The organism is Neobacillus pocheonensis, from assembly GCF_050477905.1.
GTDB classification, from domain to species: Bacteria; Bacillota; Bacilli; order Bacillales; family Cytobacillaceae; genus Neobacillus; species Neobacillus pocheonensis_A.
Genome location: NZ_JBCNAD010000023.1, coordinates 57,658 through 82,352, shown reverse-complemented (window position 1 = coordinate 82,352; position 24,695 = coordinate 57,658). Strand labels below are relative to the sequence as shown.

The window sequence follows — 24,695 nt, the reverse complement described above, 5'->3', positions numbered from 1 at the left end:
CAATTTTTTTTATTTTAAAAAGTGATTGAAACGTTTCCAAATAAGTGTTAAGATATTTACATAAATCGATTGAAACGTTTCCAAAGCGGTAGTAAGATAAGTTTATAAAATCGCATTTATTATGGAGGTAATTATAGTGCCAAGTATAAAAGATGTAGCAAACTTAGCGGGAGTAGCAGTTGGCACTGTTTCAAGGGTGATTAACAATCATCCAAACGTTACGCCTGAAACAATGGAGAAAGTGAATGCTGCTATTAAAGAATTAAATTATATACCAAATGAAGTAGCAAGAAACTTTAAAATGCAAAAGTCAAAAATGGTCGCTTTAGTTCTCCCAAGTATTTGGAATCCTTTTTTTTCTGAACTAGCCTATTATATTGAAGATGAGCTTGATCGAGAAGGTTATAAATTGATGCTCTGCAATAGTGGGGGCAGACCCGACAAAGAGCTTTATTATTTTGATATGCTTAATCAGAATAAAGTAGCAGGAGTTGTTGGAATTACCTATAACGATATTGAAGAAAGTGTTAGTACAGATATACCAATTATCAGTATCGACAGGCATTTTGGGAAAAAGATCACATGCGTAACCTCAGATAACTATACTGGAGGACGGATTGCCGTACAGGAGCTTGTAAAGGCAGGGGCCAAAAAAGTAGCTTATCTTGGAATAACTAGTTCTGCCTACTCTGAGGTAGTTCTCCGGAGAGATGGATTTATTGATGAAGCAGTGGGTAAAGGTATTGAATATTTTATTCATGAGGAACATGATGAGGTTTACAATGATGATATTTTCTTTGAGGATTTCTTTTCAAAAAAGGAACATCATAATGTAGACGGAGTATTTGCCAATACAGACTTACTAGCTGCAAAATATATTGATAGAGCAAAACGATTGGGGATAAGAACTCCAGAGGATGTAAAAGTAATTGGTTATGATGGAATTCAAGATAATAAATTGTTTCACCCCGTTTTGTCCACGATCCGGCAGCCGGTGGAAGAAATGGCTAGAATGTCTGTAAAACTACTCCTAAAAAAGATTGAAGGTAAAACGCTAGAGCAAGAGATATATCGGATTCCTGTAAAGTACAGAGTAGGTGAAACGACTTAGCAGGAAAAAATTTTAGATATTTTTGGAAACGTTTCAATGAATCAATTAAGAGAATTAATAAGGCAAGAAAAACCACTAAGTAGTGTGTATTTTTTTAACCTTCTTTGGAAACGTTTCAATGGGTAAGTTAAAATGAAATACTATGACTAATTTTGAAATGAGGGAGATAATGATGAAATTTGCAATAAAAGCTTCCAATAACCCTTTAAAGTCATCTGAGATTCACTTGGAAACATTAAATAAAAAAAGTCGAATCAAACAGATACTCGAAAACTATGAGCTTTACCTTTTCTTACTGCCAGCCATTATCTATTTTATTGTTTTTCAATACGTTCCGATGTATGGAGTTTTAATTGCTTTTAAAGATTATGTACCCTCTTTAGGAATATTAGGAAGTCCGTGGGTCGGGTTTCAACATTTTGAGCGATTCTTCGATTCTTACCAATTTTGGACATTAATAAAAAACTCTTTAGGTTTAAGCATCTTCCAACTGGTTATTGGGTTTCCGATGCCAATCATTATTGCATTACTTTTAAATCAAATGATTCACCAAAAGTATAAGCGTTTTGTCCAAACGGTTATTTATGCACCACATTTTATCTCAATCGTCGTTTTAGCCGGTATGGTCTTTGTTTTTTTCTCAGATAAAGGATTAGTTAATAGTGTGATAACACTATTTGGAGGGTCAGCAGTATCGTTTATGTCTGAACCAAGTTGGTTTAAATCTCTATACATAGGATCTGGGGTATGGCAGGAAACGGGGTGGGCATGCATTGTTTACTTAGCTGCATTAGCTGGGGTAAGTCCTGAAATTCACGAAGCGGCAACCGTAGATGGTGCAAATAAATGGCAAAGGATTTTACACGTGGATATCCCTGCCATTATGCCGACAGCCATTATACTCCTTATTTTATCAGTAGGGAATTTAATGAATATAGGATTTGAAAAAGCATTTTTATTGCAAACACCATTGAATCAGCCAGCTGCAGAAATTATTCCAACTTACGTCTATAAAGTAGGTTTGCAGCAATCAGAATATAGCTTTGCTTCAGCTGTAGGATTATTCAATTCGGTTATTAACTTAGTTTTACTTTGGATTGTAAACAGAACAGCAAAGAAAGTTTCTGGTTCAGGACTATGGTAGGGGGTGTCGGAATTGAGTGAATTCAAAAAAAATAATAGTGCAAAAAAAATAAAATCAAAGGAAGATAAAATATTTGACACTATAAACTTTATATTTTTAACTCTCATTTGTTTAGCGGTTTTATATCCTTTATATTTTGTGGTCATTGCCTCAATAAGTAATCCAGATCTAGTTTATAACGGAAGTGTTTGGTTATTACCTAAGGAAATCACATTTGAAGGATATAAGAGGATTTTCAGTGATCCTAAAATCTGGTTAGGATATAAAAATACTATTATTTATACGGTTTTAGGGACGGCGTTACAAGTATCCCTGACATTGCTGGCTGCTTATGCCTTATCCCGTAAAGATTTATATGGTAAATCCTTCTTTATGTTGATGATATTATTCACGATGTTCTTCTCTGGCGGGTTAATTCCTACGTATTTAGTTGTTAAAGATTTAGGGATGCTGAATACGATGTGGGCAATGATCATTCCAAAAGCTATCGCCGTATGGAATTTAATCGTAGCGAGATCCTTTTTCGAATCTTCAGTACCAAATGAATTACTAGAAGCAGGTAAGATTGACGGATGCTCGAACACTAGATTCTTTTTGAAAATTGTTCTTCCATTATCCAAACCGATCATCGCCGTTATGGTTCTATTTTATGCAGTAGGTAATTGGAATTCATACTTTGATGCTTTGATTTATTTAAATGATGAAAGTTTGTATCCTTTGCAATTAATTTTACGTAATATTTTGATTCAAAATCAATTGAGCGTGCAAATGTTGAGTGATTTGGATAATCTTGCAGCACAGCAACACGTTGGAGAGATTATTAAGTATGGTGTTATCATTGTTGCCGCAATCCCATTATTAATTGTTTATCCATTTGTCCAAAAATATTTTGTCAAGGGAGTATTAATTGGCGGTGTCAAAGGATAATCTTTTCGAATGCCAAGGCTAAAAAGTATTCCTTTAAGGGGGGTGACCGATATATGGTTCCTAAGTGGTAGTTCATAAAAAAACTGATTGATAATGAGGGGGAAATAGTAATGAAAAAGTCATGGTTTACGAAATCATTGGTTTTATCTATTGGTCTTTCAACGATTCTTGCTGGATGTTCCAGTAATAAAAGTGCATCAGAAGAAACGAAAAAAGTGAATGTAAAAATGAATTCTACTGGACTACCGATTGTTGATAAAACAATCAAACTTAATTTTGTGTCACCGAAATCATCTTTAGCCCCTAATTTTGCTGATATGACCATTTTTAAAGAACTGCAGAAAACAACCAACGTACAAATTGGATGGAATAATATTCCTGGTGACGGTTATCAGGAAAAGAAAAACTTACTGCTTGCAAGTGGTGATCTTCCAGATGCTTTCTATAATTCAGGTTTTAGCGATTTGGATATTCAGAAATATGCAAAGGATGGTACCATAATTCCTTTAAATGACCTAATTGATAAGTATATGCCAAACTTAAAGAAAAGACTCGAAGAAAGACCTGAATTGAAGAAAGGGATTACAGCTCCGGATGGACATATTTACTCTTTACCTAGAGCAGAAGAGATGGACTTAGTTGGACTGCCTAACACCATGTACATCAATAAAAAGTGGCTTGATAAGCTAGGGTTAAAAATGCCTACAACCCTTGAAGAGTATCATGATGTTTTGAAAGCATTCCAGGATAAGGATGCAAACGGAAATGGCAAAAAGGATGAGATTGGATTAACTTACCTATTCAACGGATGGTGTGGAAACTTCGGTGATATGATTGCACCGTTCGGAGTTCCTGATAACAACGACCACCGTATCGTCCGTGATGGAAAAGTAATCTTCACCGCTGTTCAACCAGAATATAAAGATGCTATCCAGTATTACCATAAATGGGTGAAGGAAGGATTGATTGATTCAGAAGCAACCACACAAGACACGGCCAAGATGTTTGCAAAAGGGAAAACAAAGGATGAGTCATTAGGTTCCTTCATTTGGTGGGAAAATACAGAAATGGTTGGTACTGACCGTCAAAATGATTATGTAGTATTACCACCGCTTGTAGGTCCAAAAGGAAAACCAATCGTAGGTCGCTCAAATTATTCTGAATATGGTCGTGATGCATTTGTTATTACAAAAGCAAATAAGTATCCAGAAATTACTTCAAGATGGGTAGACCAATTATATGCTCCGAAAGAATCTGCTCAAGTGAACTGGGGTCCAATTGGTGAGGTTTATAAAGAGGACACTAACGGAATGTTAGTGAATAAAGAATTGCCTGCTGGAGTGGCAATGGGAGAATACCGTCAAAAAGTGGCTCCTGGCGGACCATTCATCGTTTTAAAACAAGACTTTGGTAAAGTGGTCGATATGGAACCACGTGCAAAAGAACGTCTGCAAATTTTGGATAAATATTATCGTCCTTACGAAGAAAAAGAGAATTATCCGCAAGTTTTCTTTAGTGCAGAAGATTCACAAAGAATTAATCAGCTTCAAACGGATATTACTCAATTTGTTAACCAGAAGCAAGCGCATTGGTTACAGGATGGCGGAATTGAAAAAGAATGGGATAGCTATGTAAACCAGTTAGATAAAATGGGCCTTCCTGAATTGATGAAACTATACCAAAAGGGACTTGACGCTTTTAATAAAACCAGTAAATAACCATCCCATATCTAAATAAAGGCAGAACATAAGGGTGTAGCCTCGTTCTGCCTTATCTATTATATCTTACCATAAATAGGGTTAGGTGAAAATGAATGTATGATATTACAGCATTAGGAGAGTTACTTATTGATTTTACACCTTTAGGATTCCAGGAAAGCGGAAAAATTTTGTTTGAACAAAATCCTGGAGGGGCTCCAGCTAATGTTTTAGCAGCTTTATCTAAATTACAAAAAAAGACTACTTTTATCGGAAAAGTTGGAAAAGATCAATTTGGCTTATTTCTAAAAAATGTATTGAATCAAATAAATGTAGACACTTCCGGGCTGGTTTTCTCAGAAAATACAAATACAACTTTAGCATTTGTCCATTTAGATGGTAAGGGTGATCGAACATTTAGTTTTTATCGTAATCCTGGGGCGGATACCACATTAACCCTAGAAGATGTAGATTTTGATTTGATAAAAAATTCTAAGATTTTTCACTTTGGATCTCTCTCTATGACCCATAATCCTGCTGCTGAATCCACTCTCGCTGCCGTTGCTTTTGCAAAAGAAAATGGAGCCCTTATCTCTTTCGATCCTAATTTAAGAGAATCGTTATGGGATAGTTTAGACCGTGCTAAAGAAATGATGTATAAAGGGCTTGAATCCGCTGATGTCGTAAAAATTTCAGAAGAGGAACTAACTTTTCTTACTGGAGTAAGCGATCTTGAAGAAGGCACTCGAATTTTAGGTAACACATACCATGTTCCCTTGATTTTTATCACCTTAGGTGAAAATGGCAGTTTCTTTAGACTGGGAGAAAAAATAGGTTATGTACCGGGTTTTGTAGTTGACGTTCAAGATACTACGGGAGCAGGAGACGGTTTCCTTGGAGGAGTTCTTTATAAGATTCTTCAAAAAGAATGCCTGATTGATAGTTTAACATACGAAGACTTAGTAGAAATAGCGTCCTTCGCCAATGCTGTCGGCGCATTAGCTACAACAAAAAAAGGGGCAATTGGGAGTATGCCAACTCTCGACGAAATTTATACATTACGCAACTCAAAGGTAGTAACAAAGGAGAACCTATAACAATGAAACTAGAAGAATATAAAACATCCAGTGCAGAAAAATATTACACAGAACCCCATAGACCACAGTTCCATTTCACACCTGAATCCAATTGGATGAATGATCCTAACGGAATGGTTTACTATGAGGGGGAATACCATCTTTTTTATCAGTACCATCCACACGATACGATATGGGGCCCGATGCATTGGGGACATGCTGTAAGTAAGGATTTAATTCATTGGGAGCACCTGCCAATCGCTCTGTCCCCGGATGAAAATGGGGCGATATTTTCAGGAAGTGCTGTTGTAGATTGGAATGATTCAACTGGATTTTTTAATGGTGAATCTGGGCTTGTTGCCATTTTTACGCATGCAGATCAATATCCGGATTCAGAACGTCCCAGACAAAGACAAAGCCTCGCTTATAGTACCGATAAAGGGCGAACTTGGAACATGTATAAGGGAAACCCTATCTTATCAGATATAAGAATCACAGATTTCCGTGATCCTAAAGTGTTTTGGCATGAAAATACAAAAATGTGGATCATGATTCTTGCAGCAGGTAACCACGTCAGTATTTATACTTCACACGACTTAAAAACGTGGAATTTTACAAGTGAATTCGGTAGTGAATCCGGTTCTCATGCAGGTGTTTGGGAATGTCCTGACTTATTTGAATTACCGGTCAAGGGAAAAACCGAAAATAAAAAATGGGTAATGATTGTTAGTATTGGAAATGAAGCAGCATATGTAGAAGGTTCCAGAACTCAATATTTTATAGGGGATTTTGACGGTTCAACTTTTACAAATGAGAATTCAAAAGAAACGGTCCTTTGGCTTGATCATGGAAGAGATAATTATGCAGGAGTCACTTGGTCCGATGTACCTGCTGAGGATGGGCGTCGTATTTTTATAGGTTGGATGAGCAACTGGAAATATGCAAATGAAACTCCAACGAAAGTTTGGAGAAGTGCTTTGACACTCCCTCGCGAATTGAAACTCGTAACAACAAATGATGGCGTTCGGTTAAGCCAAACTCCAATCATGGAATTAGAATCTCTCCGTAAAGAAAATACAAAATTGGAAAATATCATTATTAATGAAAACGTAGCTAATGTTCTTTCGAATATAAAGAGAAAAGCGTTTGAATTAAGGGCGGAGTTTGAGTTGGATACAGCATCTGTATTCGGTTTTAAGGTGCGAATGTCAAAAGATGAGAAAACTATAATTGGATATAATGTAACTGAGAAAAAGTTATTCATTGATCGACAGAGTTCAGGGGAAACATCATTTAATTCATTTTTTGCATGTAATCACAATGCAATCTTAGAACCAAAACAAAATCGAATAATCATGCATATTTTTGTTGATTGGTCATCCGTAGAGGTATTTGCAAATAATGGAGAATTGGTTATGACTGATTTAATTTTCCCAGATGGTAATAGCCAAGGATTAGAACTATTTGCTGTTGATGGCAATGTCCAACTAACTTCTCTAGATTTTTACGGTTTAAAATCATGTTGGTGCAAAAAATAATAACAACATTGTCATTTTGAAAGGGATTTTTCGTACGAAAAAATCCAATCTTTTCTTAAAAAAGGGGAAACACCATGAATATCCTTAATAGTAGATTTTTGCAATATGCCGAAAAAATAGTTGACCTATTCTTATTAAATTTATTATGGCTAATAATGAGTATACCTGTTATTACGATTTTTCCGGCAACAGTATCCATGTATGGTGTAATAAGAAAGTGGACAATGGGGAAAGAAACCGATGGGATTTTCCGTACTTTTTTCTTGTTATTTAGAGAATGTTTTTTCCAAAGTTTTGGAATTTCAGTGTTATGGGCAGCCCTAGGCTTTTTTATCTTTATAGACTTTCGTATTTTACATTTGGATGGTTCATTGATGCATCTTATATTGCTGGGTATTCTTTGGTTATTATCCCTATTTTTCTTATCAATTACTGTTTATCTTTTTCCAATTATGGCTCACTTTCATACAACTTGGAAAAATGTAATTAAGAATGCGCTAACGCTGGCAATCACTTATCCTTTGTTAACCATATTATTAATAATGATATTTTTAATATCATTGTATCTAGTTTATTTGCTTCCTCTAATCATTTTTATTTTAGGAAGTGTTACTGCTTATTTTTCTTATACCATTTGCCATAAATTATTTTTAGGTATGAAGAATTACTAACCCTTTGTTATGGCTGATCTTTTATAAAGGATCCTCTGGATCATTTTCTGAAGGCTTATCTTAAACGATGATTGTCCTGATAAAGGGTAGGTTAGCTCAATAAGGTATACACAAAAACCTAGCTTTTGTGGCTAGGTTTTTGTGTATTAGAATTTACTCCTTGAACATTGTCATTAGAAACATTTTTTAATGCTTCGAATATTAATGTTTTTGCTTCCGCAATAATATTATTAATCAAGGATTCAACAGTTTTTTATTCCTCTTTCACTTACTGATTAATTTTCCTTCAGATTTCCTCTCGAACTGAATCCCATTTAAAAGCAAACCTGCCCCAATTAAAACGAAAATAGATGCTCCTATCAAAGCAGCATTAAAATTATGGGTAAATGATGATAGCATTCCGGCAAGAGTTGGTCCTACCAACTGTCCAATAGCATACATAGCGGTCAGAATTCCAATCGTTCGGCTGCTATTAGATGGATTCATTTTTCGCCCCAATGTTGTAGCAAGTGTAGTGATACCCATAAACGTAGCTCCAAATAATAAAGCACTTATGATAAAACTAGTTTTCGAGATCCAGAAGGCTGGCATCGCCATACCCAATGATTGCAATGCCATTGCAAGAATTAAGGATTTAATGAAGCCCCATTTTTTAGCTAGTATAGACCAGATGAGACAGGATGGAATTGCAGCCAAACCAACCATCATCCAAACTAAGGTTGCCCCTTTTTGAAAGAATGAGGTCTTTTCAGCGATAGATACGATAAACGTTCCTGAAACAATGTAACCCAATCCTTCTAAACCATAGGCAATAGTCAACCATAGTAGCCATTTAGTTGAGGGGACAAGTGCAAAGGTTTCTTGTTTATTTTTCATCTCAACATCGTTGGGGGCTTCATCGAGCCAAATCCATACGAAGATAGCTAGTATTCCACAGATAACAGCTAATCCTATCCATGTACCTTCCCACAGAAATAAATGGTTTAAACTTGGAATAATTAAACTGGATAAAAGGATTCCAAATCCTACCCCTCCATAGAACAAGCCCGACCAACTGGTTTTGCTTATAGCGGCAAGTTTATCTAATACGATACCAGAAGCTAGGACCAACACAAAAGCACTGGAAACCCCTGATATAAACCGAAGTACAAACCAAAGTAAATAAGAGTATGTTAGACCCATTAGGGCAGTGGTTATGATACTGATGATTAGACTAATTCTTAAGGAAACCACTCTATATCCCTTTAAGGGAATGACACCTGCTAAAATTGCTCCAATCAAATATCCAGCATAATTACTTGATGCTATATAACCAGCAATTGAATTTGAAAAAGAAAGATCTTTTTGCATAAGAGGTAGAAGGGGAGTATAGGCAAATCTTCCAATACCCATAGCAATGATTAAAGACAATATACCCCCTATTAAAAAAAGATAATTTTGCTTGTTCAAATTAAAACCTCCAAAAAAAATAATATATTTATAGATTATCTTTTTTTTGGTATATTGAATAATACATATTTTTGATATTCGCTATCAAAAAATTAGATGGCAAAAAAGTGGTGAGGATTTTTATGGATTTACATACATTAAAAGTTTTCCAGACTGTTGCTAGGTTGGGGAGTATTTCACATGCTGCAAGAGAACTTCAATATGCTCAATCTAATATCACGATGAAAATTCAGCAATTGGAAATGGAACTTCAAACAACCTTATTTTATAGACATAATCGTGGGACTGCTTTAACAGCCAAAGGAACCATGCTATTAACATACACGGAAAAAATATTTGATCTTATTGAAGAAACAAAAAACGTGATGAATGATGATCAAACACCAAAAGGTCCTTTAATTATTGGTTCTATGGAAACAACTGCCGCAGTTCGCTTACCAGCCTTATTTTCAAAATACCTTAAAGACTATCCCGACGTTGACCTAACCCTAAAAACAGGTTCTACGGAACAAAATATTCAAGCTGTTCTTCAGTATGAAATTGATGGAGCATTTGTGGCTGGACCTATCAATCACCCTGATCTCATCCAGGAAGAAGTATTCGAAGAGGAACTAGTTCTCATCACGGATATAGCACATCCACCAATATCTTCAATCAAAGATATTCAAACAAGGACGCTGCTTGTCTTTCATACAGGATGTTCTTATAGGGGGAATTTTGAACAATGGTTTTACCAAGAGAAGATGATACCCAATAAGATAATGGAATTTGGCACTGTGGATGGGATAATCGGTTGTGTGTCTGCGGGACTAGGTATAAGTATGCTGCCTTCAAGTGTCATTGCAAAACATATCCAAGAGGGAACTCTTAGACAGCATTCAATGCCAAATCATAATAGAAAAGTCAAAACAATGTTTATATATCGAAAAGAAAAGTATTTACCAACGTCTTTATTAAAATTTATTGATATGTTAAGTAAATAGTCGGGATTGTCAGGGCAAATGAAAGAAAAAGAAGGAATAAAATAGAAGAGAAGAGTGAAAGTAATGAGAATTGGTTTTTTTGATTCTGGTATAGGTGGGATGACTGTACTTCATCAAGCATTAAGGTTTTTACCGAATGAAGATTACATATTTTATGCGGATACCTTACACGTCCCTTATGGTGAGAAGCCAAAAGAAGAGGTAAGGGAATATTTATTTAATGCAGTGGACTTTATGGCTAATCAAGGAATCAAAGCATTAGTCATTGCTTGTAATACTGCTACCAGTATCGCAGTGGATGACCTTCGCAGAAAGTATAATTTCCCAATTTTGGGTATTGAACCAGCCGTAAAACCTGCTGTTCAAAGCTGTGAGGGAAAAAGAAAAAAGGTATTAGTGTTGGCAACAAATTTGACTCTTAGAGAGGAAAAGTTTCATAACCTTGTGAAAAGTATAGACCATCACGATATTGTTGAAAGTCTACCTCTTCCTGGTCTTGTCCAATTCGCTGAGAATTTTGAATTTAGAGAAGAGAAAGTTGTACCATATTTAAAAGAAACACTAGGTTCGATTGATTTAAAGCAGTACGGAACGATTGTTCTTGGATGCACTCATTTCCCATATTTCGAAAATAGTATAAAGGAATTATTTCCTGAAGAAGTTGACATTATTTCTGGAAGCATTGGAACTGCAAAAAACTTAAAAAGAATTCTCGAAGCAAGTAATCAAATTAACGATGGGACAGGAGATATTTTATTCTTTAAATCTGGTTATAAAGTTGAAGATAAAGAAACATTATCTAATTATAAAAAGTTGTTGGTAATGTTAGACGAACTTCAGCTTTGTCACTTGAATTTTAAAGGATAGTCACTTCAAAACAGGTACGATTTAGAGAGTACTCCGGGTGCTCTCTTTTTTTATGCGCGAAAAAGGAGTGTTAACGAAGTCGGCCCAGGAAATAAAAAGAAAAAATAGTATAAACGGGATTACAAACTGTCAAGACTATCTTCATTGTCATATGAAGGGGTTTTGAACATGATTAAATGGGAATCATTAAGTGAAATTATTGAGAGAATACCAACAATGTCTGATGAAGAGTTAATTTCATGGAGTGAAGATTGTTCCAAAGAAATAGAAAGAAGGCAAATGGTCAAAAAGCAAAAACTCATCAAAGCCAAAAAGGGAAACAGAATGAAACGAATAAAATAGAATAAAAAGTAAATTCATATTTTCAAAAAGGGAGTAAGATAAATAAACAGAGCTTCGAATTAGTTCAACGAGTTTACTTTAAAGGTGTAACCAAGTTAATCGCAAATAGAAACGCATTGGAATTGACATATGATTTCCTATGCGTTTTTGTTGGTATTGCAAATTTTCTATTAACTTTTACAAACTTTTCACAAATGAAATTACAAGACAATTCACAGGGCTGAAATAATTATTGGAGGTTTATTAAAATTAATGTGATTTTATAGTGTTTATTAAATTAAAAATACAGGACTAATCAAAAAAATGTGTTTACTTGGGCTGAAGGACAAAAACTAGGCTATGCAACTAGAAAATGTCCTTCATCCGTGTTATGAAGGACAAAACTCGGTTGAGCAACAAGAAAAATGTTCTTCATCCAGGGTATGAAGGACAAAACTCGGATGGGCAACAAGAAAAATGTCCTTCATCCAAGTTATGTAGGACAAGTCCTTGTGTGATTGTTCTCGTGAATTAAAATGTGAAATAATACGAGTATGAATTAGAGATTTGACCTGTTTTTTAAAGTTTTGCACCCTAAAAGTAAAAGAGACCGAAAGACATGGGTGTTTGTAAGAAGGCTAAACCATAGACCATTGGAGGGTTGGACAAGTGTCTTCACTTGAGAATCTAAGGCAAAAGTTACGATTTGTTATGATTTGATAGAGCTGGTGAAGTGATTCGATATCTAACACGTCATGGCAACAATCGGGTGGACCGTGCAGTGCTTGTCTCTGCCATTGTGCCATTTTTGATGAAAACAGAGGATAATCCTGAAGTAGTATCCAAGGATGTCGCAGAAATGGTGCGTGAAATGTGGAAACGAGACTTTCCAAATTGGTTACTTCAAAATGAATTGCCATACTTCAATCGTTCTGATACCAGCGGAATAGGTGAATGGACTCGGTGGGATATGTTGCAGACATCGCTTAAAGCAGTGGTTGAGTGTAATAAAGTTATCATAGAAACGGATTTTCGTGAGGAGATGCGGTCCATCACTGTACCTATACTCATTATCCACGGTGATAAAGATCGTTCAATCCCGGTAGAAATATCCGGCCAAAAGTCAGCAATGTTATTACCCAAGAACCGGTTTATTTTGTATAAAGATGCCCCGCACGGACTATACATCACACATTCAGACCGGCTAAATAATGACCTTTTAACATTTATTAAAAGTTAGAAATGAAAAGATGATTAATTGAAAAAAGAGTGAAAATTCCGTTTAGGCGGTGACAGGCACTTTTCAAGACCAACAACTAAAATGAAAAAGGAGAGATTATTAAATGAAGCTCGATATCTACGTCAACTATCGAGGAGTTTGCGAACAGGCTTTTCGGTTCTATGAAAAGCATCTCGGAGGCAGAATAACATCGATGATGGCTTTCAAACAATTGCCAGATCCGACGAACCTTCCGGAAGGTCGGGAAAACGACATTCTGCATGCTATCATCCAGATTGGGGACACGGTGCTCAGGGGTGCCGACATCCCTAACGCTGAGCCTATGCGGAGTGTCTATCTGACACTCAGGGTTTACAGTGCAGAAGAGGCGGAGAGGCTTTATTCCTTGCTTTCTGAAGAAGGAGAAATCTTTATGCACATGGAAGAAACCTTTTTCGCTTTGCGTTTTGCTCAGCTGAGAGACAGGTTTGGAACGTCATGGATGCTCCTGTGTGAGCGTCAGTCCATAGAAGTCTAGTCTATTCGTATGAAGTCCACTTCCTTTTTTTCTTTGGTTAACCTCACGCATTCAACAATCTGGAATAATATCATAAAAAAAGGGGGCCCGTCGCGGGCTCCCTTTGAAAACATTAATGCATCGGATTCATTTCCGAATGGTTGACGATGACTCGGCGGATAAAGAACGCCAGGACCAGACTGATAAGCGTCACAATCATGGCAAACAAGAACACGTTCTGTGAGCCGAGCGTCATCGCGTTAGCCATCTCGGTCGGTTTGGTTGGAGCAGAGGATTTGTGCATATACTTCTCCATGCCGCTCGTTAGGATGATGATCGCAATCGTTGTTCCGATCGCACCCGCCACTTGCTGCAGCGTGTTCATTACTGCCGTACCGTGTGGGTAAAGCTCCGGCGGCAGCTGGTTGAGGCCATTTGTCTGCGCTGGCATCCAAACCATGGAGATGCCGACCATAAGTCCAATATGCATCGCGACGATAAATGCAATTGAAGATGAGGACGATATGCTGGAGAGACACCACAACATGATCGCAACAACTGCTAGGCCGGAAATAACCAGCCACTTCGGCCCATATTTGTCGAACAAACTCCCCATGCGCGGCGAAAGGATGCCGTTCAGCGCGCTGCCCGGCAACAGCATAAGCCCAGCAGTGAACGGGGACAATTTCATACCATTTTGAAGATACAATGGCAGAATAATCATGCTTGACAAAATAATCATCATACAAGACAGAACCATTAACAGCCCTACAATATACATTGGGTACTTAAAGACACCAAGGTCCATCATTGGCTCACGCATAAACAACTGCCTAAGTGTGAAAAACACGAGTGCAGCCAGCCCGATGACGATGGAAGTGACAACGGCCGGGCTGCTCCAGCCTTCCACGCCTTCGCCCGCCTTGCTAAAGCCAAAGACAACGCCGCCGAAACCGATCGTTGATAATACGACTGACAGGAGATCGATGCGAGGCTTCGTGACTTCGGTAACATTTTCCAAATTCTTCAGCCCTACCAACAGCCCAATCACTAAAAACGGCAAAGAAAGCCAAAAGATGTAGTGCCATGTTAAGTATTCGATTAGAAGACCTGCTACGGTCGGTCCGATCGCTGGTGCGAACATAATCACAAGTCCGACGAATCCCATTGCTGCGCCGCGCTTTTCAGGTGGATATACGACAAGGATTGTATTGAACATGAGCGGAATAAGCAGGCCCATGCCGGCCGCCTGAAGTACACGAGCGACCATAAGCATTTCGAAATTAATGGCTAGTGCCGCAATCAATGTGCCTGCGATCGAGCTCGCCAGCGAACCGAAAAACAATTGCCTTGTCGTAAACCATTGCAGGAGCAAACCAGTCATCGGCATTAAAACACCGAGAGTAAGAAGGAACCCCGTCGTCAACCACTGGGCGGTAGCGGCTGAAATTTTGAACACGACCATTAAATTACTAATCGCTATGTTCAGAGCTGTCTCACTAAACATCCCTACGAAACCGCAGATGAGCAGTGACGCCATAATGGCACGTGTATTGTATTCTTTCATTTTCGGATTCCACTTCCCTCTGATAGCTATTTTCCATTTCTATAAGTCTGTATCTGTTAAATTTTAGTGTCCACAATAATCTAAGTCAATTAATGTGCACTATAGGGCTCAGTCTCATTGCTAAGCAGAGAAATGGAACGGTTAAAATGGTGTTTAAGAGGGAAGTAGGAGTGTTTGTGATGTGAATGTGACGACATAAAAGGAGAGTGAAAGTCCACTCTCCTTAAAGTCTATTTTTATATTAAGTTACTGCTTTATTTACCCGTTAATACAGCCTTCTTCAACTTTAAATCGAAGCGGTCTGCATTCATGACTTTGACCCAAGCTGCGATAAAGTCCCGAACAAACTTTTCTTTGTTATCGTCTTGTGCATACACTTCTGCGATGCCCCGGAGAACAGAGTTGGAACCGAACACGAGGTCCACTCTTGTTGCTGTACGCACTACATCACCTGTCTTGCGGTCACGTCCTTCATATACGCCTCCCGCTGCAGGTGTCCAAGCAACTCCCATATCAAGCAAGTGAACAAAGAAGTCGTTAGTGAGTGTGCCAACACGGTCTGTGAAAACTCCGTGTTTCGAGCCACGGTAGTTAGTACCTAGAACACGCATACCGCCAAGAAGTACAGTCATCTCTGGCGCAGAAAGGTTTAAGAGTTGTGCCTTATCAACCAGGAGCTCCTCTGGACTTACACTGAACTGCTGCTTCTGATAGTTGCGGAAACCATCTGCAACAGGCTCCAGCACTGCAAAGCTTTCCGCATCTGTTTGTTCCTGCGTTGCATCGCCGCGTCCAGGAGCAAACGGAACCGTTACATCGAAGCCCGCATTACGTGCAGCTTTTTCTATCGCAGCACTGCCACCTAGGACAATCAAATCGGCAAGGCTTACTTTCTTATCTAATGTACTTTGAATGTCTTCGAATACATGAAGGACTTTTGCAAGCAGCTCCGGCTGATTCACTTCCCATTCCTTCTGAGGAGCAAGACGAATGCGGGCCCCATTAGCGCCGCCGCGCTTATCTGAGCCGCGGAAGGTACTGGCGGATGCCCAAGCAGTTGTGACCAATTCGCTTACAGTAAGTCCTGAGTTCAGGATTCTTTCTTTCAGTTCTCCTACCTCTGAATCTGTTAATTCATAATCAGCAGTTGGTACAGGATCTTGCCAGATTAATTCTTCATCAGGAACCTCTGGACCTAGATATCTTGCTATAGGACCCATATCACGGTGAGTCAGTTTGAACCAGGCACGGGCAAAAGCATCGGCAAATTTTTCAGGATTTTGATGGAAACGACGGGCAATCTTTTCGTATTCCGGATCATGACGCAAGGCCATATCAGCAGTGGTCATCATCGTAGGGACTTTAAGAGATGGATCTTCTGCATCGGGTGCAAGATGTTCTTCTGCAGGGTCTACCACAAGCCACTGCCATGCACCTGCCGGACTCTTGGTAAGCCACCATTCATAGCCAAACAATAGATCAAAGTAACCATTATCCCACTGTGTCGGATTAGCAGTCCAAGCCCCTTCAATTCCACTGGTAATAGTATCGTGGCCTTTACCGCTGCCGTATGTGCTTAACCAACCTAAGCCTTGAGCTTCAATCGGTGAAGCTTCCGGCTCTGGACCAACGAGGGCAGCATCTCCTGCACCGTGTGCCTTACCGAAAGTATGGCCGCCGGCAATTAGTGCCACTGTTTCTTCATCGTTCATTGCCATACGCGCGAAGGTTTCGCGAATGTCACGGGCACTTGCAAGGGGATCTGGTTTGCCATTTGGACCTTCAGGGTTCACATAGATAAGCCCCATTTGTACGGCAGCCAGTGGATTTTCCAAATCACGATCGCCTGAGTAGCGATTATCACCCAGCCATTCTATTTCAGTACCCCAGTAGACATCTTCTTCTGGATGCCAAATGTCAGCGCGTCCAGCTCCAAATCCAAATGTCTTGCCACCCATGGATTCAATCGCTACATTACCTGTTAAAATGAACAAGTCGGCCCAAGAAATCTTGTTGCCATACTTTTGCTTAATCGGCCATAGCAGACGCCGGGCTTTATCAAGGTTACCGTTGTCCGGCCAGCTGTTAAGGGGAGCAAAACGTTGGTTACCCGTTCCAGCACCACCGCGGCCATCGCCTGTCCGATATGTACCAGCAGCGTGCCAAGCCATACGGATAAAAAACGGTCCATAATGTCCATAGTCAGCAGGCCACCAATCTTGACTATCTGTCATGAGCTCTTGGAGATCCTGCTTAAGCGCATCGTAGTCTAGCTTTTTAAATTCCTCTGCGTAATCAAAGTCTTCTCCCATAGGGTTCGATTTTCTGTCATGCTGATGGAGAATATTCAAGTTCAACTGATTTGGCCACCAGTCTCGGTTTGAGGTGCCACTAGATTTTGAACTAGTAGCGCCACCATGAAACGGGCACTTTCCCATGTTACCATTTTCTTGCATGCGTTTTGCTCCTCCTTCTTTGACTAAATTATATAGTGGAAAATTATCCTCTGGAATTTACATATTGGAAAATTTCCCCTAACTATAATTATAATAAACTCTTAATTATGTTGAAAGAAATATTGCCTATAGAAATGAAATAATTGGCAACATATATTTCTAGTGTCCATCTAGTTACCTTATATACATATACGAAGTAAGAAAGTAGTAGAACCAATAGTTAATACCTTAAATCCCGGTGTAACGAAGGCATGAAGCTGACTATGCCATGAACATTAAGATGAAATTTATTCAACTACTATTAGCATAGTAATCTTAGTTATATCTGCCTAGGAACAAATTATTTAGCATTCAATAATCATGCATTTTGAATCATTTTACGACTGGGTTGAAGGAAAATTTTACCTTATAGAAGAATTCAATAATTCTATTAATTCTTTCAAAGGTGGGATCATAAATGGTTTTTCATGTGAAAAAGGCTTCAAAGTATTTTGCTTCTGTACTCACAGCATCTTTACTGGCCGCTCCTTCTGGATATTTTTCTAAAAACGAGGTTAAGGTCTATGCAGAAAGCGTAATGAAAACAGAAGTATCACAGGAATTATTTGAAAATGCTGCAAAAGAATTTGGGGTTCCTGTAAGTGTGCTGATGGCTGTGTCTTACAATGAATCGAACTGGGTACAGCACGAGGGACAAAGTGAAATAGGTGGATATGGGGTCATGAATTTGGTTCAACAGGCTCAAGACTTAAATGCCAAGGGGGATGATACAGAGCTGGGTGTGTCCTCATTATTGGATGATCGGGCCCTGAACACGCTTGACCAGGCAGCCCAGATTCTTAATGTGGACTCAGATTTGTTAAAGAATGACCCGGAACAAAACATACGCGGTGGTGCTGCCCTGCTTGCTCAATATGCCAAACAAACGACTGGCAGCCTTCCATCAGATCCTGCCGAATGGTATGGAGCCCTTGTAAAATACAGCGGATCAGATATTACAGAGGCAGCAACAGATTTTGCAGATGAAGTATACGGAACCATTCAAAGCGGAAAGGAAAAGACCGCGCGTAACGGGGATAAACTCACATTAAAAGCGGAGAATATTCTTCCCAATAAAGAAACAGCTAAAAATATTCCTTTACGAAATGTAAAATTCACTAATACGGATTGTCCAAATGGGTTGGAGTGTACCTATATTCCAGCCGCATACAAACAGTTTTCGAGCAGCAAAACCAATTACGGAAATTATGATATTGCCAACCGTCCTCAGGATGGTCTTGATATTCGCTATATCGTAATCCATGATATTGAGGGGAGCGTACAGTCAGCTATTAGTACTTTCTTGGGAAATTCCTATGTTAGTGCCCATTACATAATTGACGCTAAAAAGGGGAAGGTCACAGAAATGGTTCGTCCTAATGATATCCCGTGGCACGCAGGAAACTGGTATTTTAATATGCACTCGATCGGGATTGAACATGAAGGGTTTGCGACGGAAGGAACGGAATGGTACAGCGAGCAAATGTACCGTTCAACTGCGAAATTAGTAAAATATTTATCTGAAAGATATAATATTCCATTAGACAGGCAGCATATTCTCGGGCATGATGAAATCCCGGCTCTAACAGCTACTAAACAAGCCGGCATGCATTGGGATCCAGGAGCATACTGGGACTGGGCACATTTCTTTAACCTGATTGGCGAATCCATCAATCCAAGCAACGATAAAGGGCAAAGCAGCTCTATTGTCACGATTCGCCCGAATTATAACACCAATATTGCAAGTTATACTTATGGAAGTACAGTACTAGAACCTCTATCTTCCAGCTTTGTCGAGCTTCATTCAGAGCCTGACTTTAACGCACCGCTCATCAGCGACCCTTTTCTTCATAAAAATGGTACCAGGGGAACTAAAAACCTGAATGATTGGGGAGATAAAGCAGCAATCGGGCAGAGTTATGTTCAAGCTGATCAACAAGGTGATTGGACAGCTATTTACTTTGGCGGGCAAAAGGCATGGTTTTACAATCCAAATAACAAAAACACCGTACCAGGAAAAGGAATCGTAATTACACCAAAGGAAGGATTAGGCACTATTCCTGTTTACGGGGCAGCCTACCCAGAAGATTCCGCCTACGACGGCACAGGAATTTTAAGCTCGGCAAGAGGAAAAGCAGAAGTATTGTATCAACTGCCAAAAGGACAAAAGTATATTGCGGTAGGACCAATCCAATCCGACTACTATCATGCCAAATATTTCAATGATCCATTAACCAATAAAGTAGTGAAAGGTTCGGAAGAGTACTACCAAATTACGTTCAATCATCGTGTCGGGTTTGTAAAGAAAAGCGATGTCGACATTGTCGAACAATAAATAAAAAAGGGAAAATCCTATTCAATGGAAACATAAATAGGGTTTTCCCTTTTTTACGCTGATTCATATAACCCCGAAATTACGTCAATCAAGTGAAATAGCTTTTTCCGTTTTTGTTAGTGCCGTCATTTTGTTTTTTACATATGGGTGAATGTCTAATCCTAGGACAATTGTGGAACATAAAATAAATTTGTGAACCTTATAATCAGGATAAATAAAATATAAATCACCTTTGTGAGGGGAATTTATCAAAATGGAAGAACAAAAACATTACCATGAAGATTTAATGGAATGGTGTAATAACACTTTTTCTCACTGGAATAGTATGAGACCAAGGGTTTCAAAACTTTTAGATATAATAATTTTAGAGGAATTGGAAGGATACTGCCGTCAATTAAAAGAAAAATTAAAGGCAGATTTAAAAGTGGACTTCAATAACAATCAGACGGCTGATAGGCTATATCAACAGTGGGAACAGCTACTCAAAGAATCGAATGTTGATAAAGAAGAGATTGAAGACAATTCTGATAATTGTTTGGAGTTGGAAGAGCAAAAACAATTCCATGAAGAATTTTTGGAAACGGAAGCTATTCAAGAGGAGATTGAGGTTGAATCAGATAACTGGATGGATTTAGAGAAACAAAAGCAATACCGAGAAGATTTGCTGGAATGGTGTAATAATATTTATTCTAATTGGGAAAGTATGAGACCGAAGTTTTCAGAATTTTTCGATATAAAAAGTCTAGAGGAATGGGAAGAATCATACCGCCAATTAAAAGAAAAATTACAGTCAGATTTAAAAGTGGATTTTGATGACTATCAGACAGCGGAAAGGCTATATGTAAAGTGGGAACAGCTATCCAAAGATTCTAATACTTATCAAGAAGAGATTGAAGTCGAGTCTGATAAACGTTTGGAATTAGAAAAGCACCCCCAATTCCTTGAAGAATTCTTGGAAACGGAAGCTATTCAAGAGGATATTGAGGTTATATCAGATAACTGGATGGATCTAGAGAAACAAAAGCAACATCGTGACTATTTGCTGGAATGGTGTAATAATATTTACTTTAATTGGGAAAGTATGAAGCCAAGGTTTTCAAAACTTTTTGATATAAAAAGCTTAGAGGAATGGGAAGAATCCTGCCGCCATCTAAAAGAGAAATTACAGACCGATATAAATGTGGACTTCAATGACTTTCAGATAGCTGAAAGGCTATATGAACAGTGGGAACAGCTATTCAAAGAAGCGAATGCTTATCAAAAAGAGATTGAAGTCGAGTCTGATAAACGTTTGGAATTGGAAAAGCAAAAACAAATCCATGAAGATTTTTTGGAAACGAAGGCTTTACAAGAGGAAATTGAGGTTGGATTAGATAAATGGTTGGATTTAGAGGAACAAAAGCAATATCATGAATATTTGCTGGAATGGTGTAATAAGATGTATTCTAATTGTGAAAGTATGAGACCAAGGTTTTCAAAACTTATTGATATAAAAAGTTTAGAGGAATGGGAAGAATCCTGCCGCAGTTTAATAGAGAAATTACAGGCAGATTCAAAAGTGGACTTCGATGACTATCAGTCAGCTGAAAGGCTACATGAAAAGTGGGAACAGCTATACAAAGAATCATATTCTTATAAAGCAATGCTTGGAGTTTAGTCTGCTGTAAGATTTATATATTTCAACTCGTATTAATGGATTGAATATCACTTTTTATTATTGATGACGTGTATTTTTTATAAAATGGTCGAGAATACTTGTGACTGCAGTCATGAGATGAATCGGCCATTTTTTTGTATCTTTTACCTGTGGTTAAGAATAAGCCCAACTATGTCTAAACATTTATTGATTGAAACTTTTTTATAAAGAGAAGATGCAGGCATTTGGGCATCCTACTATAGTATAAGGTTAGAAAAACCCAATCCTCCAACTATGGAAAATTGGGTTTCCTTTATTTTCATCAAAGCATTTAATAATGTCCAACTATTGAATGTGGTATATATGGTTCTTCGAGAAACGCAATTTCGTCATCTGTAAGCTTAACCGATAAAGCACCAATGGCACCTTCGAGATGCGATATTTTCGTAGCACCGATAATAGGGGCTGTAACTGGTTCTTTTTGCAGTAACCAAGCAAGTGCGATATGGATACGGGGAACGCCATGTTTTTCTGCTATTGCTGCAACCCGTTCTACAACTAATCGGTCTGCATCAGACGTCGCATCATATTTAGTTTTTTGAATTTGGTCTGTCTCGGAACGATGCGTTGTTTCCGACCAATCACGAGTCAATCTTCCTGATGCTAGTGGGCTGTAGGGAGTTACACCGATTTTATCTTCTTTACAAAGAGGGAGCATTTCCCTCTCTTCTTCACGGTATATGAGGTTGTAATGATTTTGCATTGACACAAAGCGTGTCCAACCATTTTTCTCAGCTACATGTAACGCTTTTTGGAATTGCCATGCGTACATGGCAGAGGCACCTATATATCTTGCCTTGCCGGCTTTCACCACATCATGCAATGCTTCCATCGTCTCTTCAATAGGGGTATTGTAGTCCCAGCGGTGGATGATATAAAGGTCTACATAATCCGTTCCTAGTCTCTTCAGACTCTTATCCATTTCACTCATGATGGCTTTTCGAGAAAGACCCGCACCGTTTGGACCTTCATGCATACGACCATGAATCTTTGTTGCAAGCACGACTTCATCGCGATTGGCATAATCTTTTAGAGCACGTCCAAGGAATTCTTCACTCGTTCCCATTGAATAGACATTTGCTGTATCAAAAAAATTGATCCCAAGATCCAGTGCTTTTTTGATAATAGAGCGACTTTGCTCTTCATTAAGGACCCATTGATGAATCCATTTTTCTGCTTCACCAAAACTCATACAGCCAAGACAAAATCTAGATACATCCAATCCTGTATTACCTAATTTCACATATTCCATTTATTTATTCCTCACCTTCATTGATTAGCACATTTCGTTTTCAGTTTAGTTATTGCACTTGTAATTATGTCACAGATGTTAAACAAAACCCTAAACCCATTCGTCTCAAGTTTTTGCCTAATCCTCTCAAACCACTTTCTCACGTAACGAATATCTAGTAAAATTGAAACAATCTAAGATGAGGAAAGGGGAGAAAAAGATATGTCTGAGAAAATAGATAAGCAGCATGAACTAGGCAAATTAATTGAGCGTTATACAGGTCAGGATGGCGTTCATTCTACCTCGATTCCATCATTATTTCTCATCCGTGAATCCATTATCAGCGAACCCATCTCTAGAGTTAACGAGCCCTCCTTTTGCATTATCGTCCAAGGTGAGAAAGAGGTATGGTTAGGGAAGGAATTCTTTAGGTATGGTCCTGGCCATTACATTGTGGCATCCGTGGACTTGCCAGTAACAGGGCAAGTTATCAAAGCTTCATCCGACTCTCCATATTTGGCACTTAAACTTGAATTTTCTTCGAGTGAAATCTTAGATGTCCTGAATGACAGGGAAATTCATTCAGGACAGAGAAAAAATGCGAAAAGAGCGATGTTTATTAGCGAGGTAGAGCCATCTTTGTTGGATGCAGTATTCAGATTAGCTTGTTTGCTAGACAATCCAATACATATTCCGATACTTGCTCCATTATTTAAGAAGGAAATACTTTATTGGATTTTACAAGGTCCGAAAGGGGAAGCATTGGGGCAAATGGCGTTAGAAGGAAGCAATGCTCTTCAAATTAGAAACGTAATCGAACACATCATGTATAACTATGAAAAGTCTTTTCGAATAGAGGATTTAGCGGAAATAGCGAATATGAGTGCGGCTTCGCTTCATCGGCATTTTAAAGAGGTAACTGCGATGAGCCCGATTCAGTTTCAAAAACAATTGAGATTGCAGGAAGCTAGGCGATTGTTATTAGCTGAGTCATCAGATGTAGCTGATGTCGCATTTAGGGTAGGCTACGAAAGTCAATCGCAATTCAGTCGAGAATATTCCCGCATGTTCGGTTTTTCACCTAGATCGGATATAAACCGACTGAGAGAGAACTACACTTAAATGAACAAATGTGTATGAATAATCAGCTCGATAAAGTTGAACCCCAGGGATGGTACCTGACGTTTTTATTGATAAAAATAAATATACATTGTGAAGATTGTACTTAAGATAATGGGTCATTTCTACGATAAGTAGAGAGGTATTTTTCTTATTAAATGGGAGTTTAGTAACCCAAAAGGTAGTTCATTGTATTCGTAAGGGCTTTATGAAATAATTGGCATTGAGTGTCAATTTAACAATGAAAAACAATTTTATATTGATGGAGGATATTCTAAATGTCGCATAACGACTCAAGCAATCAGACAGAAAAAATACACTTTATGTTAAAATCCACTCCGCCGAGAACAACGTTTCACCAGGATATGACAGAAAAAGAGCGGGGCATAATGCACCAACATATTTCATATTGGATGGACAAGCAGAATCAAGGGATTGCATTGGTGTTCGGACCGGTTCTTAATCCTTCAGCCCCACACGGACTAGCCATTATTGAAGTCGAGAATGAGGAACAAGTCCCAAAATTAATCGCAGAAGATCCAGCCGTTGTGGCAGGAATAATGACAACGGAATTTTATCCGATGAAAGCCGTTATTAAGAAATAATATAACCCTTTATAATGGGTAAGCCTCCGTTTTGCTGTACTAACGGGGGCACAAATTATAGATATGATCGCTGGCTCTGTGACCAGAAAACTAGTATACTTCATACATTTGTTTAGCAAAGTTTGAA

20 protein-coding genes are annotated in these 24,695 nt (G+C 38.4%); 16 read left to right on the top strand and 4 right to left on the bottom strand.

Going from position 1 to position 24,695, the window contains the following annotated elements; all coding sequences use genetic code 11:
* Nucleotides 1–136: 136 nt before the first annotated feature.
* The 7 genes from ABES02_RS13585 (at nucleotide 137) to ABES02_RS13555 (ending at nucleotide 8,164) form a co-directional block, all read left to right on the top strand.
* A complete protein-coding gene (locus ABES02_RS13585) occupies nucleotides 137–1,111 on the top strand; it encodes a LacI family DNA-binding transcriptional regulator (protein WP_430135536.1) in 975 nt (324 codons plus the stop codon).
* Nucleotides 1,112–1,283: 172 nt separating this feature from the next.
* Nucleotides 1,284–2,255 carry an ABC transporter permease gene (locus ABES02_RS13580; RefSeq protein WP_430135533.1) on the top strand — a complete coding sequence of 324 codons (972 nt, stop codon included), beginning with the start codon at nucleotides 1,284–1,286 and terminating at the stop codon, nucleotides 2,253–2,255.
* A 12-nt stretch (nucleotides 2,256–2,267) separates the two neighbouring features.
* On the top strand, nucleotides 2,268–3,182 hold the full coding sequence (locus ABES02_RS13575; protein ID WP_430135530.1) for a carbohydrate ABC transporter permease: 915 nt from the start codon (nucleotides 2,268–2,270) through the stop codon (nucleotides 3,180–3,182).
* Between the two features lie 110 nt (nucleotides 3,183–3,292).
* Nucleotides 3,293–4,900 (top strand): ABC transporter substrate-binding protein, encoded by a 1,608-nt coding sequence (locus tag ABES02_RS13570; protein WP_430135528.1) that lies wholly within the window; start codon nucleotides 3,293–3,295, stop codon nucleotides 4,898–4,900.
* A 95-nt stretch (nucleotides 4,901–4,995) separates the two neighbouring features.
* Nucleotides 4,996–5,976 carry a carbohydrate kinase family protein gene (locus tag ABES02_RS13565; protein ID WP_430135525.1) on the top strand — a complete coding sequence of 327 codons (981 nt, stop codon included), beginning with the start codon at nucleotides 4,996–4,998 and terminating at the stop codon, nucleotides 5,974–5,976.
* Between the two features lie 2 nt (nucleotides 5,977–5,978).
* Nucleotides 5,979–7,493: a glycoside hydrolase family 32 protein gene (locus ABES02_RS13560; RefSeq protein WP_430135522.1), complete on the top strand. Its 1,515-nt coding sequence runs from the start codon at nucleotides 5,979–5,981 to the stop codon at nucleotides 7,491–7,493.
* Nucleotides 7,494–7,567: 74 nt separating this feature from the next.
* Nucleotides 7,568–8,164: a YesL family protein gene (locus tag ABES02_RS13555; protein WP_430135519.1), complete on the top strand. Its 597-nt coding sequence runs from the start codon at nucleotides 7,568–7,570 to the stop codon at nucleotides 8,162–8,164.
* A 264-nt stretch (nucleotides 8,165–8,428) separates the two neighbouring features.
* Here the strand turns inward: ABES02_RS13555 and ABES02_RS13550 are convergent, their stop codons facing one another.
* Complete coding sequence (locus ABES02_RS13550; protein ID WP_430135517.1) at nucleotides 8,429–9,574, bottom strand: YbfB/YjiJ family MFS transporter; 1,146 nt, start codon at nucleotides 9,572–9,574, stop codon at nucleotides 8,429–8,431.
* A 161-nt stretch (nucleotides 9,575–9,735) separates the two neighbouring features.
* Between ABES02_RS13550 and ABES02_RS13545 the strand changes: the two genes are divergently transcribed.
* The 5 genes from ABES02_RS13545 (at nucleotide 9,736) to ABES02_RS13525 (ending at nucleotide 13,541) form a co-directional block, all read left to right on the top strand.
* On the top strand, nucleotides 9,736–10,596 hold the full coding sequence (locus ABES02_RS13545) for a LysR family transcriptional regulator (RefSeq protein ID WP_430135514.1): 861 nt from the start codon (nucleotides 9,736–9,738) through the stop codon (nucleotides 10,594–10,596).
* A 63-nt stretch (nucleotides 10,597–10,659) separates the two neighbouring features.
* Complete coding sequence (murI, locus tag ABES02_RS13540; RefSeq protein ID WP_430135512.1) at nucleotides 10,660–11,463, top strand: glutamate racemase; 804 nt, start codon at nucleotides 10,660–10,662, stop codon at nucleotides 11,461–11,463.
* Between the two features lie 168 nt (nucleotides 11,464–11,631).
* Nucleotides 11,632–11,805, top strand: coding sequence for a hypothetical protein (locus ABES02_RS13535; protein ID WP_430135509.1), 174 nt, complete (start codon nucleotides 11,632–11,634; stop codon nucleotides 11,803–11,805).
* Nucleotides 11,806–12,517: 712 nt separating this feature from the next.
* Nucleotides 12,518–13,024, top strand: coding sequence for an alpha/beta fold hydrolase (locus tag ABES02_RS13530; RefSeq protein ID WP_430135506.1), 507 nt, complete (start codon nucleotides 12,518–12,520; stop codon nucleotides 13,022–13,024).
* A 103-nt stretch (nucleotides 13,025–13,127) separates the two neighbouring features.
* Nucleotides 13,128–13,541 carry a VOC family protein gene (locus tag ABES02_RS13525; RefSeq protein WP_430135504.1) on the top strand — a complete coding sequence of 138 codons (414 nt, stop codon included), beginning with the start codon at nucleotides 13,128–13,130 and terminating at the stop codon, nucleotides 13,539–13,541.
* A gap of 112 nt (nucleotides 13,542–13,653) precedes the next feature.
* On the opposite strand, the gene ABES02_RS13520 is transcribed toward ABES02_RS13525, so the two are convergent.
* Nucleotides 13,654–15,087, bottom strand: coding sequence for an MDR family MFS transporter (locus ABES02_RS13520; RefSeq protein ID WP_430135502.1), 1,434 nt, complete (start codon nucleotides 15,085–15,087; stop codon nucleotides 13,654–13,656).
* Nucleotides 15,088–15,341: 254 nt separating this feature from the next.
* Nucleotides 15,342–17,543 (bottom strand): catalase/peroxidase HPI, encoded by a 2,202-nt coding sequence (gene katG / locus ABES02_RS13515; protein ID WP_430135500.1) that lies wholly within the window; start codon nucleotides 17,541–17,543, stop codon nucleotides 15,342–15,344.
* Between the two features lie 457 nt (nucleotides 17,544–18,000).
* Between katG and ABES02_RS13510 the strand changes: the two genes are divergently transcribed.
* Entirely contained in the window at nucleotides 18,001–19,917 is a 1,917-nt protein-coding gene (locus tag ABES02_RS13510; protein ID WP_430135498.1) for an N-acetylmuramoyl-L-alanine amidase, read from the top strand.
* Nucleotides 19,918–20,170: 253 nt separating this feature from the next.
* A complete protein-coding gene (locus tag ABES02_RS13505) occupies nucleotides 20,171–21,574 on the top strand; it encodes a hypothetical protein (protein ID WP_430135495.1) in 1,404 nt (467 codons plus the stop codon).
* Nucleotides 21,575–21,884: 310 nt separating this feature from the next.
* On the opposite strand, the gene ABES02_RS13500 is transcribed toward ABES02_RS13505, so the two are convergent.
* The gene (locus tag ABES02_RS13500; protein ID WP_430135492.1) at nucleotides 21,885–22,865 is read right to left on the bottom strand and encodes an aldo/keto reductase; all 981 of its coding nucleotides are present in this window, start codon (nucleotides 22,863–22,865) and stop codon (nucleotides 21,885–21,887) included.
* Nucleotides 22,866–23,066: 201 nt separating this feature from the next.
* On the opposite strand from ABES02_RS13500, the gene ABES02_RS13495 reads away from it, so the two are divergent.
* Nucleotides 23,067–23,966: an AraC family transcriptional regulator N-terminal domain-containing protein gene (locus ABES02_RS13495; RefSeq protein WP_430135490.1), complete on the top strand. Its 900-nt coding sequence runs from the start codon at nucleotides 23,067–23,069 to the stop codon at nucleotides 23,964–23,966.
* Nucleotides 23,967–24,241: 275 nt separating this feature from the next.
* Nucleotides 24,242–24,568, top strand: a complete 327-nt coding sequence (locus ABES02_RS13490; protein WP_430135488.1) for a YciI family protein — start codon at nucleotides 24,242–24,244, stop codon at nucleotides 24,566–24,568.
* The last annotated feature ends 127 nt before the right edge of the window (nucleotides 24,569–24,695 follow it).